The organism is Amycolatopsis kentuckyensis, assembly GCF_002155975.1.
GTDB classification, from domain to species: Bacteria; Actinomycetota; Actinomycetes; order Mycobacteriales; family Pseudonocardiaceae; genus Amycolatopsis; species Amycolatopsis kentuckyensis.
This window is the reverse complement of record NZ_MUMI01000126.1, coordinates 23793-37671: the sequence shown is the minus strand read 5'-3', so window position 1 is coordinate 37671 and position 13879 is coordinate 23793. Positions and strand designations below refer to the sequence as shown.

Annotated in this window: 16 protein-coding genes; 6 read left to right on the top strand and 10 right to left on the bottom strand. The window is 72.7% G+C overall.

What is annotated here, in order from left to right:
- Positions 1–726: a class I SAM-dependent DNA methyltransferase gene (locus CCN39_RS13800; RefSeq protein WP_086842017.1), complete on the top strand. Its 726-nt coding sequence runs from the start codon at positions 1–3 to the stop codon at positions 724–726.
- Here CCN39_RS13800 and CCN39_RS13795 read toward each other — a convergent pair.
- Entirely contained in the window at positions 680–1675 is a 996-nt protein-coding gene (locus tag CCN39_RS13795) for a LysR family transcriptional regulator (protein WP_086842015.1), read from the bottom strand. The two genes, CCN39_RS13800 and CCN39_RS13795, sit on opposite strands and share 47 nt — an antisense overlap.
- A gap of 72 nt (positions 1676–1747) precedes the next feature.
- On the opposite strand from CCN39_RS13795, the gene dapA reads away from it, so the two are divergent.
- Positions 1748–2617 (top strand): 4-hydroxy-tetrahydrodipicolinate synthase, encoded by an 870-nt coding sequence (dapA, locus tag CCN39_RS13790; protein ID WP_086842014.1) that lies wholly within the window; start codon positions 1748–1750, stop codon positions 2615–2617.
- On the opposite strand, the gene CCN39_RS13785 is transcribed toward dapA, so the two are convergent.
- The 3 genes from CCN39_RS13785 to CCN39_RS13775 are packed head-to-tail and all read right to left on the bottom strand — an operon-like array spanning position 2584 to position 4954.
- Positions 2584–2928 (bottom strand): STAS domain-containing protein, encoded by a 345-nt coding sequence (locus CCN39_RS13785; protein WP_086842011.1) that lies wholly within the window; start codon positions 2926–2928, stop codon positions 2584–2586. The genes dapA and CCN39_RS13785 overlap by 34 nt on opposite strands.
- A complete protein-coding gene (locus tag CCN39_RS13780) occupies positions 2925–4154 on the bottom strand; it encodes a PP2C family protein-serine/threonine phosphatase (RefSeq protein ID WP_244210773.1) in 1230 nt (409 codons plus the stop codon). The genes CCN39_RS13785 and CCN39_RS13780 overlap by 4 nt, the downstream gene beginning before the upstream one ends.
- On the bottom strand, positions 4154–4954 hold the full coding sequence (locus tag CCN39_RS13775; protein WP_434781104.1) for an alpha/beta fold hydrolase: 801 nt from the start codon (positions 4952–4954) through the stop codon (positions 4154–4156). Before CCN39_RS13775 ends, CCN39_RS13780 begins: the two co-directional genes overlap by 1 nt.
- Before the next feature lie 123 nt (positions 4955–5077).
- Here CCN39_RS13775 and CCN39_RS13770 point away from each other — a divergent pair, with 123 nt between their 5' ends.
- On the top strand, positions 5078–5419 hold the full coding sequence (locus CCN39_RS13770; RefSeq protein WP_143264033.1) for a hypothetical protein: 342 nt from the start codon (positions 5078–5080) through the stop codon (positions 5417–5419).
- Between the two features lie 4 nt (positions 5420–5423).
- Here the strand turns inward: CCN39_RS13770 and CCN39_RS13765 are convergent, their stop codons facing one another.
- Positions 5424–6092, bottom strand: coding sequence for a TetR/AcrR family transcriptional regulator (locus CCN39_RS13765; RefSeq protein ID WP_086842005.1), 669 nt, complete (start codon positions 6090–6092; stop codon positions 5424–5426).
- 57 nt (positions 6093–6149) lie between these two features.
- Between CCN39_RS13765 and CCN39_RS13760 the strand changes: the two genes are divergently transcribed.
- Positions 6150–7154 carry a glycoside hydrolase family 113 protein gene (locus CCN39_RS13760; RefSeq protein WP_086842003.1) on the top strand — a complete coding sequence of 335 codons (1005 nt, stop codon included), beginning with the start codon at positions 6150–6152 and terminating at the stop codon, positions 7152–7154.
- Here CCN39_RS13760 and CCN39_RS13755 read toward each other — a convergent pair.
- Positions 7144–7518: an STAS domain-containing protein gene (locus CCN39_RS13755; RefSeq protein ID WP_086842001.1), complete on the bottom strand. Its 375-nt coding sequence runs from the start codon at positions 7516–7518 to the stop codon at positions 7144–7146. The genes CCN39_RS13760 and CCN39_RS13755 overlap by 11 nt on opposite strands.
- Positions 7519–7626: 108 nt before the next feature.
- Positions 7627–8112 carry a pyridoxamine 5'-phosphate oxidase family protein gene (locus CCN39_RS13750; protein ID WP_244210772.1) on the bottom strand — a complete coding sequence of 162 codons (486 nt, stop codon included), beginning with the start codon at positions 8110–8112 and terminating at the stop codon, positions 7627–7629.
- A gap of 37 nt (positions 8113–8149) precedes the next feature.
- Here CCN39_RS13750 and CCN39_RS13745 point away from each other — a divergent pair, with 37 nt between their 5' ends.
- A complete protein-coding gene (locus CCN39_RS13745) occupies positions 8150–8743 on the top strand; it encodes an acyl-CoA-like ligand-binding transcription factor (RefSeq protein WP_086841999.1) in 594 nt (197 codons plus the stop codon).
- Between the two features lie 47 nt (positions 8744–8790).
- Positions 8791–8925 (top strand): IS3 family transposase, encoded by a 135-nt coding sequence (locus CCN39_RS52880; protein WP_086841997.1) that lies wholly within the window; start codon positions 8791–8793, stop codon positions 8923–8925.
- A gap of 124 nt (positions 8926–9049) precedes the next feature.
- Here CCN39_RS52880 and CCN39_RS13735 read toward each other — a convergent pair whose 3' ends face one another.
- The 3 genes from CCN39_RS13735 to CCN39_RS13725 all read right to left on the bottom strand — a co-directional run bounded on the left by CCN39_RS13735 (position 9050) and on the right by CCN39_RS13725 (position 13837).
- Positions 9050–10009 carry an NsdA family TPR-like regulatory protein gene (locus CCN39_RS13735; RefSeq protein WP_086841994.1) on the bottom strand — a complete coding sequence of 320 codons (960 nt, stop codon included), beginning with the start codon at positions 10007–10009 and terminating at the stop codon, positions 9050–9052.
- Positions 10010–10100: 91 nt separating this feature from the next.
- Positions 10101–11111 carry a GDSL-type esterase/lipase family protein gene (locus CCN39_RS13730; RefSeq protein ID WP_086841992.1) on the bottom strand — a complete coding sequence of 337 codons (1011 nt, stop codon included), beginning with the start codon at positions 11109–11111 and terminating at the stop codon, positions 10101–10103.
- Positions 11108–13837 (bottom strand): exo-rhamnogalacturonan lyase family protein, encoded by a 2730-nt coding sequence (locus CCN39_RS13725; protein ID WP_086841990.1) that lies wholly within the window; start codon positions 13835–13837, stop codon positions 11108–11110. Before CCN39_RS13725 ends, CCN39_RS13730 begins: the two co-directional genes overlap by 4 nt.
- Positions 13838–13879 lie beyond the last annotated feature (42 nt).

Below are 13879 nucleotides of genomic sequence, written 5' to 3'. Positions count from 1 at the left end.
ATGCGACAAGACGAGATCTGGGACGCTTCGGCGGCCGAGCACTACGACACGCCGGGTCGCGGCATGTTCGCCCCCGAGGTCGTCGAACCCGCGGTGGAGCGCCTGGCCGCACTGGCGGGCGGCGGGCGGGCACTGGAGTTCGCCATCGGCACCGGGCGGATAGCGGTGCCACTAGCCGAGCGCGGAGTGCCCGTCACGGGCATCGAGCTGTCGGAGCCGATGCTGGCCCGGCTGCGGGCGAAGGCGGCGATCCCGGTGGTCGTCGGCGACATGGCGACGGCGCGGGCCGAGGGCCGGTTTTCGCTGGTCTACCTGGTGTACAACACGATCTCGAACCTGCTGACCCAGGACGAGCAGGTGGCGTGCTTCCGCAACGCCGCCCGCCACCTGGAGCCGGGCGGCCGGTTCGTGATCGAGCTGGGCGTCCCCGAGCTGCGGAGGCTCCCGCCGGGGCAGGACGGGCTGGTGTTCCGGTCCGAGGACGGGTACGCCGGAGTGGACACGTACGACACGGTGCGCCAGCACCTGGTGTCCCACCACTTCACGTTCGGCGCGGGGCGGGAGGCACGGGTGAGCCGCTGCCCGCAGCGCTACATCTGGCCGGCGGAGCTCGACCTGATGGGGCGGCTGGCCGGGTTCGAGCTGGATTCCCGGCACGCGGACTGGACCGGGGCGGAGTTCACGACGGAGTCGCGCTCGCACGTTTCGGTGTACCGGCTGCGCTGATCGCTTCGGCCGCCGGGCCTGGATCGCCTCCGTGCTTCGACGCGTGCTTCTCCTGCTGAGCGCGGCCGGCCGGCGGCCCCAGCTCGGCCAGAACCGCTCGGATCGCCGGGCTCGCCTCCGCGCTCCGCCGCCACACCGCGTGCACCTCGCGCTTCGGCGGCCGGCTCAACGGCCGCGCGATCAAGCCGTCCCCCAGCGGCGGGCGGGCGAGCCGGGGGATCAATGCCACCACCTGTCCCGAGGCCACCAGCGACAGCTGCGTCGCGAAGTCGTCGACCCGGTGGCGCACGTCGGGTTCCTCCGCGAACAACCGGCGGAACCACTGGTGGCACACGGTTCCCGGCGGGCTGGTCACCCACGCGTGTCCCGCCAGTGCCGTCTCGTCCAGCGGTGTGGCGAGCTCCGCCAGCGGGTGCCTGCGGCTCACCACCACGTCGCCGACGTCCGTGTGCACCCACCGCCGGGCCAGCGATGGCGGCAGCGGCGTGGGCAGCAACCCGTCGGCGTCGTGGACCAGCGCCAGGTCGGCCGTTCCCGCACCGACGCTGCGCAACGCCTCGTCCGGATCCTGCTCCGTGAGCTCCACGCGCAGATCCGGGTACGCCAGCCGCCGCATCAGCGGTGCCAGCAAGCCGCGGATCGCCGTCGAAAACGCCGCCACCCGGAGCGTGCCGCGCGGTGCTCCCTCCGCTACCGACTGGGCCGCTTCCGCGCAGCGCTCCAGGGCCTGGAACACCTCCGGTGCCGAGTCGGCGATCGCCTGGCCCGCCGGGGTCAGCACCACGCCGCGGCCCGCCGGGGCCAGCACCGGGACGCCGACCTGACGTTCCAGTCGCTTGATCTGCTGCGACACCGCCGACGCGGTGAAGCCGAGCTCGTCGGCCGCCCGCGCCAGCGTCCCGAGCGCCGCCACCGAGCGCAACGCCCGCAGCGCACCCACCTCGATCATGAAGCCAGGCTACGCAATATCGGCAAAAAAGCATCGCTGGACCGCAGCAGTCGCGCCCGGCACGGTCGGGACATGACCGAATTCGGCGCCAACCTCGTCGCGATGGTGACCCCCATGGAGCCCGGCGGCGCGCTCAGCGCACCCGGCCTGACCCGGCTCGTCGAGCACCTGCTCGCCACCGGGTGCGACGGCCTCGTCGTCGGCGGCACCACCGGCGAGTCCCCGACCCTCTCCGACGCCGAGTCCGCCGGCCTCGTCCGGGCCGTGGTGGCCCAGGCGGAGAACCGCGCGCGCGTGATCGCCGGCGTCGGCACCTACGACACGGCGACGAGCGTCCGCCGGGCCCGCGAGGCCGCGGCCGCGGGGGCGGACGCGCTGCTGCTCGTCTGCCCCTACTACTCCCGGCCGACGCAGGCCGGCGTGCTCGCCCACTGCCTGGCCGTCGCGGACGCCACCGAGCTGCCGGTGATGCTCTACGACGTCCCCGCGCGCACCGGCGTCGCGATGGCGCCGTCGACCCTGATCGAACTGGCCGCCCACCCGCGGATCCGGGCCGTCAAGGACGCGAAAGGCGACCTGTTCGAGGCAATGACGGTGATGAGCCGGACGTCGCTGGCCTACTACTGCGGCATCGACGAGCTCAACCTGCCGTACCTCGCGTGCGGCGCCGCGGGCCTGGTCAGCGTCGTGGCCAACGTGGCGGCCGACCGCACCGCCGAGCTCATCCACACCGTCCGCGACGGCGACCTCGTGCAGGCGCGGGCGATCCACGACGAGCTGATCCCGCTGACGGACCGGCTCCTGCGTTCCGGCACGGGCGCGGCGAACGCCAAGGCCGCGCTGGCCGAGCTGGGGATCATCCCGCACGCGAGCGTGCGGCTTCCGCTGGTCGAAGCCGAGACCGCCGGTCAGTCTCTGAAGGCGTCCTCGGCGCTCGGATAGGCCGGGAAGAAGTCCGCGAGGCCGATCAGCCCGAACGTCCGGCTCAGCCGGGCGGGCACCGCCGCCAGCGCGACACCCGCCCCGGCCGCCTCGGCGACGTTGCGGGCCGCGATCAGCGCGGAAATCCCGCTGGAGTCGCAGAACGTCACCCCGGCCAGGTCCACCACCAGCAGCTGGCCCGGCCCCAGGGCGAGCGCGGCCACCCCGGCACGGAGGCGGGGTGCGGTCGCCACGTCGAGCTCTCCCTCGACGGTGACCACCGCGCCGGCCCCGGTGGTGCGGGTCGCGACGGAGAACGGGGTGCCGGTCACGCTCGATCGCCTCCGGGCAGCGGGATGCTCAGCGCCAGCAGCGCCGTGTCGTCCTCGACGCCGTCGCCGAAGCCGGCGAGCAGGCCGATCACCGCCGTGATCACCGCGGAGGCCGTCGTCGGCGCCAGGCCGGCCAGGTCCTCCTGCAGCTGCTCTTCGCTGTAGCGGACGCGGCCCTGCGTGCGCGCCTCGGTCAGCCCGTCGGTGTACAGCAGCAGAGTGTCGCCCGGGACCAGGAAGACGTCCTCGGTGGCGAAGCGCGCGCGGGGCAGCGCGCCCACCAGCTGGCCGCCCGGGACGGGCAGGAACGCGGACGTGCCGTCGGCGCGGATCAGCAGCGCGGGCGGGTGGCCGCCGGTGGCCAGGGTGACCGCCGCGCCGGCCGCCCCGGGCCGGATGCGGCCCTGGATGACGGTGCAGTAGCGCGGATCGGCGCCGCGGTACTCGTGGTGCAGCACCGTGTTGAGGTGGTCCAGCACGGCCGCCGGGTCGGGATCGTGCACCGCGGCGGCGCGCAGGGTGTAGCGCGCCAGCGACGTCACCACGGCCGCGGCGGCGCCCTTCCCGGACACGTCGCCGAGGAAGAACCCCCACGTGTCGCCGGTCAGCGGGAACAGGTCGTAGAAGTCGCCGCCGACCTCGTCGGCCGACGCGGGGTGGTAGTAGGCCGCGACCTGCACGCCGGGCACCTCGGCCAGCGCGGGCGGCAGCAGGGTCTGCTGCAGCGTCCGCGCGAGCCGCTGCACCCGGTCGCGTTCGCGCTCGGCTTCTTCGCGGGCCCGCAGCAGTTCCTGTTCGTAGGCCCGCCGGTCGCGCGCGTCGAAGATCGTGGTGCGGATCAGCTGCGCCTGCCCGTCGGAGCCGGTCTTGACCGTCGAGGTCACCAGCACCGGCAGCCGGCTCCCGTCGGCGGCCTTCAGCTCGAAGGCGACGCCGCCGAGTTCGCCCTGCATGCGCAGGAGCGGCGCGAAGTGCGTCTCGTGGTAGATCCGGCCGCCGACGGTGAGCAGATCGGCGAACCGGCGCCGGCCGACGACGTCGTCGCGTTCGTAGCCGAGCCAGCCGAGCAGGGTGGCGTTGATCTTCGCGATCGTGCCGTCGAGCAGCGTCGAGAGGTACCCGCAGGGGGCGTGCTCGTAGAGGTCTTCCGCGCTGTCCTCCAGCAAGGCCGAGAATTCCGGTGCGGCGCTCTCCTGACCACCCGGACCGGGGTGGTCTTCGCACATCACGGCCCGCTCACGAACGCCGTGATCGCGGCGGCCGTCGCCTCCGGCGCGCTGAGCTGCGGGCAGTGCCCGGTGGCGGCCAGCGTCACCAGGGTGCTGCCGTCGATCTGCTCGTGGGTGAACCGGCCCACCGCGGGCGGCGCGATGGCGTCGTTCGAGCATTCGAGCACCAGCGTCGGCACGGAGACCTTCGCCAGATCGGCCCGGTTGTCGGAGAGGAACGTCACCCGGGCGAAGACGCGCGCGATCGCGGGATCGGTGCGGCAGAAGCTGTTCGTCAGCTCCTCGCCGAGCTCCGGGCGGTCCGGGTTGCCCATGATCACCGGCGCCATGGTCGCGGACCAGCCGAGGTAGTTCGACTCGAGCGAGTCGAGCAGTTCGTCGATGTCGGCCCGGCTGAACCCGCCGCGGTAGGCACCGTCGTCGAGGTAGCACGGCGACGGCGTGAGCAGCACGAGCTTCGCGAACCGGTCCGGTTCCCGGTTGGCGGCCAGCACGGCGATCATCGCGCTGACCGAGTGGCCGACCAGCACGACGTCCCGCAGGTCCAGCTCGTGGCAGATGGCCAGGACGTCCTCGGCGTAGCCGTCGAGGCTGCCGTAGCGCTCGGGGGTCCAGGCGGAGAGGTCCGAGCGTCCGGCGCCGGTGTGGTCGAACAGCACGACCCGGTACCGCGTGGCGAGTTCCGGGACGACCAGGCGCCACAGGTTCTGGTCGCAGCCGAAACCGTGCGCGAACAGGAGGGTGGGGCCGTCTTCCGGGCCGGTGACGGTCACGTTGTTCCTGGTGCGCATGCTCACCGCGCACATCCTGCCACCCGCCCCGAGGTGACGCGGGGTGAGCGACGCAACCGGACATTTCGGGTACGCTTACGGCAAGATCGACACGGGGGGATTTCGATGCGTGCTGGGCGTCTTGGTGTGGTGACGGTCGCGGTTTCGGTGCTGGGCGGGCTGTTCGCCGCCGGTCCCGCCCGGGCGAGCAGCCCGGATTGCCGCGACTGGTGGACGATCGACGACCCGGCCCGGACGGTCTTCACCGACAGCACCCGCACGGTCCGGTTCTGGGGGCACCGCAGCTGCGGCGCATCGACGACCCCGCAGTACTGGACGGCCCCGTACCGCCCGGACGAGCCCGGCGACTACACCTGGGAAAGCGTGAAGGCGCTGCACGGCAGCGATCCCGGCGCGGTCGCCTACGGTTTCGAGCTGCGGCGGCAGGACGCGGGCTGGGTCGCGGTCGGGTTCGCGGCCAGCCACGGCTGAGCGCTCAACGCCGCCGCCGGTCGAAGCCGTCGAGCAGGCAGTCGAGGCCGAGCTCGAAGCGGGAGTCCGCGGTCAGGTCCGGCATGTCCGGGAGCCACGCCGCGAGCGAGTCGTCGGCCATCTCGGGTGCGTACGCGTGCAGGTCCTCCGTCGAGCCGATGCCGAACCGCTCGAGCATCACCAGCTCGCGGCTGACGCTCATCGCCGTGCCCGTCACGTAGTTGTCCAGCAACGACGCATACGCGACGGCCGGTTCCAGGCCCGCGCCGTCGAGCACCGACAGCAGGAACGCGGCCCGCCGCAGGGTGTGCGGGCCGAACGGGGGCCGGCCGTCCACCAGCTCGGCGTACCAGCGGTGCCTGCCGATCATCGCCCACAGGCCGAGCGCGAGCCCGCGCAGGTCGGCGCGCCAATCGCCGCCGGGGCCGGCCGGCACCGGGACCTCGGCCGACACCTCGTCGAGCATCAGGTCGACCAGGCCGTCCTTGTTCAGCACGTACCGGTACAGCGACATCGGCGTCGAGACGCCCAGCGCGTCGGCCACCGTCCGCATGGTCAGCGCCGCCACCCCGCCGGCGTCGGCGACCTCGATGGCCGCGCGCACCACCGACGCGCGGGTGAGCGCGTTCTTCCGGCCCGGGGGTTCCGGGTGGTGCCAGATCAGCTGTGGCATGCCCGGAATATACAGCGTACATTCGAGTGTACGACGTACATTCCAAGGGGGGAACGGATGCGGCTCAAGGGGATCAACTACGACACCGGCTTCGGCGGCGCGGTCGGGGACCGGTCCCGCCGGGAGTTCGAGCCCGCGGTCGTGCGGCGGGAACTCGAGATCATCGCAGCCGACCTGCACTGCGACACCGTCCGGATCAGCGGTGACGATCCGGACCGCCTCGTCGTCGCCGCGCACGCCGCGATCGACGCCGGGCTGCGCGTGTGGTTTTCGCCGTTCCCGATGGACCTCACGCCGCCGCAGCTGACGCCCTACTTCGCGGGCTGTGCCCGGCGGGCCGAGGAGATCCGGGCACGTGACCCGGAAACCGTGCTCGTGCTCGGCTGCGAGATGTCGTTGTTCTGCACCGGGTTCGTGCCCGGCGCCTTCCTCGTGGAACGCCTGCGCAACGCGACGGATCCCGCCGCCTGGGCCGGGTTCGAGCGCGAGTGGGACTTCGCCGCGATGCTGCGTGACCTCACCAAGACCGCCCGGGAGCACTTCGGCGGCCAGGTCACCTACGCCGCCGGGGACTGGGAAGAAATCGACTGGGCGGAGTTCGACTTCGCCGCGGTCAACCTGTACCGCTCGGCCGCCAACGCCGAGGACTTCGCCCGGCACGTCCGGGGCCACCGAAGGCACGGAAAGCCCTTGGTCGTCACGGAGTTCGGCTGCTGCACCTACCGGGGCGCGGCCGACGCGGGCGGCACCGGGTGGACGATCCTCGACTTCGAGGCCGATCCGCGGGCGCTGAACGGCGACTACGTCCGCGACGAGGCCGGGCAGGCGGCGTACTTCACCGAGCTGATGGACGTCTTCGAGGCCGAAGGCGTGCACGGCGCGTTCTGGTTCACCTTCGCCGGCTACGAATGCCCGTCCGATCCGGAGCCCCGGCGCGATCTCGACCTGGCCAGCTACGGCGTCGTCAAGGTCCTCAACGGACAGAGCGGCACGGCGTACCCGGGGCTCGCCTGGGAACCGAAGGAGGTCTTCCGCGCCGTCGCGGCCCGGTTCAGCCGGTGAGCGCGTCGTCCCGGGTGGTGGTGACGGCCAGTGCCTCGTGCAGGCCGGTCAGCCGGAGGGTGCGGTTGACGACGCCGGCTTCGGGGGCGACGACCCGGACCCGGGTGGCGGGGCCGGCCGCGCGGCGCGCCTCGAGCAGGACCGTGATGCCGATGGACGCCAGGAAGGACACTTCGGACAGGTCGATCACCAGCAGTTCCGGTGCGCCGGCGAGGGCGGTGGTCACGCCGTCGCCGAGAACGGGCGCGCTGAGCAGGTCGACCTCGCCCGCCACGGCGAGCACGACCGCGCTGCCGGACTCGTGGGCCGTCACGCGCAGGAGGTCCTGAGGCCGGACGTGGTTGCCGTCAGCGGTCACGATCACCCCTGGTCTGCATGCTGGGACCCCTTCTCCGTCGTCACTCGGTTCACACCGGGTGGGTGGTACCCCGGTCGTCCGACGACCAAACATCCGGCAACGACCCGAACGGAGTCACCGGGCGGTCGTGCCCCCGAGCGGCAGCGCGGGCAGGCCGAGCTTGCGGTGGTCCCACGACCGCGTCCGTTCGACGTCGAGGCGGACGGCGACCCGCTTGGTGAGCATGAACTCGACCATCGGCCGGACGTCTTCGCTGTACGGGCCGTTGTACCGCTCCCAGACGTTGACCCCGACCGCCCACAGCGCGTCCGGGTCGTCGACGATCGTGGCCCGGCCTTCCAGGGCGACCCCGCGCAGGGCGTCGTAGGTGTCGCCGGTTTCGACCATCACGGTGACGCGGCCGTCGCGGCGCAGGTTCGCGGCCTTCTGCGACTTGGCCTTGGTTTCGAACCACAGCACCCCGTCGAGCACGGCGTACCACATCGCGACGAGGTGCGGCTGGCCCGACGGGCCGAGGGTGGCGAGCGTCGCGACGCGTTGCTCGTCGAGGAACCGGCTGACCTCGTCCGGGGACATGACGACCTGTGCGCGCTGGTTCACCCGTGCTCCTCCGTGAGAGATAGTCCAGAATGAGACTATGTCTCAGAGTGAACCGGAAGGCCTGGCCGTCCGCAAGAGGCGGGCGACGAACGCGCGGATCGCCGCGTCGGCGGCCCGGCTGGCGGGACGGCACGGTGTCGCCGGCACGACGGTCGACCACATCGCGGCGGACGCCGAGGTCGCCCGGGCGACCTTCTTCCGCTACTACGACACCAAGGAAAGCGCGGTGGCGGCGGGCATCACCGGACCGTGGCTGACGCTGGTCACCGCGGCAATCGCCCGCCAGCCGCCCGAGCTCGCACCGAAGGAGGCACTGGTGGCGGCGTTCGGCGAGCTCGCGGCGGAGTTCCCGGCCCACGAGGACTCGATCCGCGAACTGGCCCGGCTCACCCGGACTTCGGCGACGCTGGCCGCGTGGACGGCGCAGACGTACCAGCGTTACGAGCGGGCGATCGCGGAGTTGCTGGCCCCGCGGTTCGCGGAGGTGACGGCGGCCGATCCGAGGCCCCGGATGCTGGCGGCCTCGGCAATGGCGGCGGTCCGCATCTCCCTGGACGACTGGATCGGCGGCGAGGGTCCGCTGCCGGACCTCATCGGCCGCGCGTTGAACGCGATCGCGGTGACGGGGTAGGCCTGTCGCGTGCTTGAAGGGCAGGCCGCGGAGGCTGGCTTCTCCGAATGGGTCGCCGCCGCGGCCACACCGTGAACCCCAAGCGGGTGGAGCGGCTGATGCGCGAACACGGGCTGGCCGGGATCACCCGCGCAAACGCCGCAGCCTCACCCGCCCCGCGGCCGGTCCGATACCGCCGGTGACCGATCTGATCCGCCGTAACGCCACCGCCCCGGCGCGGTTGGTCGGGGACATCGCGTGCTTGAAGGGTCATCTCGCGTGATTGAAGGGTCGGCACGCGTGATTGGCGGGACGACACGGTGGAGGTCAGGGGAGGGGCTCGGTTCGGTAGCGGCTGATGCGGTCGGCCAGGCCCCGCGTCGCACGGTGGCGGGTCAGGAGGCGCTCGAGCGGGGCGAGGCGGTCCTTCGGGCGGACCGAACCGACCGTCTCGGCCAGGTCGAGCGCCTCCTCGCCGATCCGGGTGGCTTCCTCGAAGTCGCCCTGGAGCGCGTGGTTCTGGGCCAGCATGATCAACGTCAACGATCGGCTGCGGGCCATGTCGGCGCCGTAGCGGCCGGCTGCCGCGGTCAGCTGGGGGATGGCTTCGCCGCTGTAGCGGGCCGACACCGTGGTGGACAGCTCCGTCAGGACCGTGCCGCGCATGGCCGCCATGTCCGTCTCGCGGAAGAACGCCTCCCACGGCCTCGGTTCCGGCCACGAACCCGCCGTGGCGAACGCCGCCTCGGCCTCCGCCAGCCGGGTCAGGGCCGCGTGCTCGTCGCCGGCCATCGCGAATGCCCACGCTTCGTTCGCCGCGAGGATCGCCAGGGCCCGGCGGCAGTCCGAGCGCCGCGCCGCGGCCCGGCCGCGGGCGAACTCCGCCAGCGCGCCGGTGACGTCGTGGTGGTGCAGGTGTACGCGGCCGAGCCGGTAGCGGATGTTGGCCACCAGGCTGTCGTTGCCCGCCTCGGCCGCGATGTCCAGCGCGCGCTCGAAGCGGCGCCGTGCCGGTTCGCCGCGTCCGATGTCGAATTCCGTCCAGCCCAGCAGGTTGTGCACATCGGCCAGGACCGTGTACAGCCTGGCCCGCAAGGGTTCCGGGACCGTGCCCCAGTGCAGCAGCAGGCTCGCCGTCTTGACCACCTGGACGGCGTCCCGGCAGAACCCGCCGCCCTGCCGGTAATCCAGGGCCCGCAGGACTCCGACGGCCGCTTCCAGCTGGGCTGCGTCAGTGTCCTCGATGCTGATCGGAAGCGGAAAGCCATCACCTGTCGTCGTCACCATGACCTCACCTCGCACCGGGGCGCACGCATGGTCGGGTTGCCGGCGCAGGAGGAATACCCAGGAGGGGCCCGGCGGAAACCGCCGTCACCCGTCAGGGGCGGAGAAACCGCGCGAGCGGCAACCGGGCCTCGACCATCGCCCGCGTGACGAGCGCGGCGAACTGCTCGGCACCGTACCGGCTCAGGTGGGTCGCGTCGTCGACGCCGTCGTGCGCGAGCGTCAGGTACAGCGGCCAGGACGCCGCTTCGCCCAGCCTTTCCACCAGGGCCTGGCTGCGCGCCGTCAGGTCCAGCAGCGGAATCTTCTGCTGCCGCGCGACGTCCCGCAGCACCGCGGGCAGGTCGACGCCGATGTTGTTGACGACCAGGCCGAGCGGTGTGAGCTTGCCGTCCGCGCCGAACCGGTGCCGCACCGGAGGCGTCACCACGACCGGCGCCCCGCCCTGTGCGCGGACGCCGTCGATCAGCGTGCCCAGGTTGGCGCGGTAGACGTCTTCGGTCGTCTGCTTGTCGTTGTGCGCCAGCTGGATCAGGACCGTGTCCCCGGGCCGGACCATCGGGCGCACGCGGGCGAAGTAGCGCGGGTCGGCGAGGTAGCTGACCGTGCCGGCGCCGGACTGGGCGTAGTTCCGCACGCTCGGTCCGGCGCGGAAGAACTCCGGCAGCGCCTGGGCCCAGCCGTTCTTCGGCAGGTTCGTCCAGTCGCAGGCGGTGGAGTCGCTGATGACGAAAACCCGTGGTGCCCGCGGTTTCGGTGTCACGGCGATTCGGGCCGGCCGCGGCGCCGCACCGGTGAGCCGCACCTGCAGGCCGGGTGTGCCCGGCCCGTCCTCCCCGCTCGGCATCCCTTCCGGCGTGCGCACCTCGACCGTCACCGACCGGTGGACGTACTGGCCCGGCCGGGTGTCCACCGGAGCGAGCGCGATCCGGCGGGCTTCCACGTCGAGGCCGGTCTGCCCGGTCAGCAGCGCATCGATCTCGTAGTCGCCCGCGGGCACGTCGAACGAGCACGAGCCGTCGCACACGGTCCAGCGCGAGTGCGCGGCCGCCGGGGACGCGCCCAGTGCGAGCACCGCGGCCAGTAGCGGAACCAGGATTCTCACGGGGCTTCCTCCGGGGCGATGGCGAGCAGGGCGATGGTGGCCAGGTTCCGCTGCGCGAAGTCGTTGGTGGCAAAGGTGGCGAAGTCGCCCGCGGGGTTCGTCGTGGTCCGCGTGGGAATCTCGGTCACCGGGCCGGCCACGGCGGAGCCGGTGACGCGTTCCGCGGGTGGCCACGGCTTGCCCGCGGGGTCGCTCGTGAACTGGTCCCAGCCGCGTTTGCGCAGGCTCGCGTCGCCGAGCTGCTCGCCCGCCCACGCCGTGACGCGGGAGTAGATCGTCTTGAACAGCCCCGGGTTGAAGTCGCGGCCGTACCGGGCGATCTTTTCGGCCGACGGCGCTTGGGCGTACCGGGCGAAGTCCAGGTAGGTCCGGCGGAACTCCGGGACGTCGACCAGGTCGAGGCTCTCCCAGAGGATCTGCTCGCCGAGGAAGGCCATCGACAGGTTGTAGCCGCCGTCGAAGTCGCCCTTCTCCAGGTTCACCAGGTGGCCGGTCGCCGGGTCGAAGCCGACCGCGCCACCCGCCTCGCCGGTGAACAGCCCGGCGGGGAACGTGGCGATGTCCTTCATGCCGGTGACGATCCGGTCGCGCCAGCGGACGTCGCCGGTGCGTTCCCACTCCGTCAGCCAGTTGCTGACCAGCGCGTACCAGTCGGGTCCGATGCGGACGCGGGCCGGCGCTTTCGTCTGCGGCGGCAGGACTTCGCGCAGCGGGTCCACCGTGCGCAGCGTCTCGTCGACCTGCAGCGACGACCGGATCAGGTCGCCCAGCAGCTCGTCGGCGGTGAGGTAGTAGGAGAACCGCTTGGTGAACGACTCGCCGACCCGCGCTTCCTTGGCCCCGTCGCCCCAGTGGACGACGGCGTGCCGCGACCCGAGCCCGGCGAACCGGCCGCTGTGGTGGGTGTCCACTTCGGACACGTGCTGGGTCATGGCGTGCGCCAGCCGGAACGTCCGGGGATCGCCCGAGCGCAGGAAGGCGTACCAGAGCAGGGCGTCCGTGCCGAGTTCGGCGTTGTCCCAGGCGTACCCGCCGACGTCGTAGCGCCATTCGTGGCGGTCCGCGTCGTAGGTGTGCATGACGTCGCCGTAGTGCCAGAACCCGTACCACTCGCGCTCGTCGACCTGGTCGGCATAGAAGCCGATCTCCCGGGCGATCCCGTCTTCGAGGGCCGCGCGGGCGGGCGTGCTGCGGTCGGGCAGGCTCCAGCGGCCGAAGACCCCGGCCGCGTGGTAGGTCCCCGGGTCCGTGACGAGCTGCGGCGGCGCGGTCAGCGTGGCCGACAGCGCGGCGATCGCGTCCCGGGACGGGGTGGCCGACAGCGCCCACAGCCGTAGTTCGGTCGAGCGCACCATGCCCTGCGGCGTCGCGAAGCCTTCTTGGACGTCCTCATAGGACAGATCGAGCCCGTGGGCGACCGTGTCGTAGGTGCGCAGGTCCATCGCCGGGGCCAGCGGGGAGTACGACCAGACGGTCACCGACGCCGTGTCGGTGGCCGCGCCCCGGACGTCCAGCGAGCGCGGGGCACGCTGCCAGAAGTCGCGCAGCCCGAAGCCCAGCCCGCCGGCCGGGCCGCCGACGTAACCGAAGCCGGACGCGCGGTCGCCGTGGCCGGCGTGCTTGAGCCAGCTGCCCGCGGCGCTCGTGCGTTTCCACACGGCGAAGTGGCGGGCGGACTCCTGGAACAGCGTGAAGTCGTTCCACAGCGCCAGGTTCTGGTAGCCGTCGCGCACCTGCTGGCCCCACTGCGCGACCGGCGGCGTGGCGGTGCCTTCGGTCTGCGCCTTCCGGACCGCCGCGCCGGGGTCGCGGCGCAGGCCGGTGAGCACCCGGACGGGTTCGCCCCAGACGCCGCCCGCGGCCGTGCCGAAGCGGACGTGCCGGTTGTGCGGCTCGTCGGCCAGCGGAACGGCGAACCGCAGGCCGAGCCCGCGGACGAAGTCGTGGTTTTCGTCGGCGTCCCAGCGGAAACTGTGCACGACACGCAGGGAGTCGTCGCCCGCGCCGAGGTAGACCCGCACCGTCCAGGGCAGGATCGCCCGGGTGCCGCGGCCGCGGTCGCGCCGGTACCGGCCGGTCAGCTTCACCACCGCGCGCACCGGGCCCGATTGCTCGACCTCGGCGCGTTCGACGATGCCCGTCCAGTCTTCGCGACGGGGTGCCCGGGTGTCGTCGGCGTCGTCCGGCTGGTCCTGCAGCCGCAGCACGAGCTCGCCGTCGCGCGCCACGACCCGCCCGCCGCGGGAGAGCGACGGCACGGCGACGGCGCCGGTCGTGGCGAGCTTCAGCTCGACCGTTCCGTTGGCCACCACGATTTCGCGGGGCGACCGGCGCACGGTGACCGGAACCGGTGGCGGCGCGGGTGTCCCGGGGGTCAGCACGAAGGTGTCCGCGCCGGCCGACGACGTCACGGCGTGCCCGGTCCACTTGACCGAGCCGTCCGGCCAGTAGGCGAGCGGCCACGACTGCACCGGAACTCCGCCGCCGTCGCCCGTGCGCAGGGCCAGTGGGGTGTTCCTGGACAACGTTCCCCGTGGCCAGGGGACGCCGAAGGCGCAGCCCGCCGGGGCGGTCGGCCGGCCGTCCAGCCAGTGCAGGCGCACTTCGCCACCGCCGGACGTGGTGGGGGAGGCCGCCGCGGCGGCCACCGGGGTGACGGCGGTGGCGGCCAGTGCCGACACACCGCCGAGGAAGACTCTGCGGGAAAGGGGGAACTGCGGGGACATCGTCGGCCTCCGGATCAGCTCGTCGCTGCCGCGATGAACCGA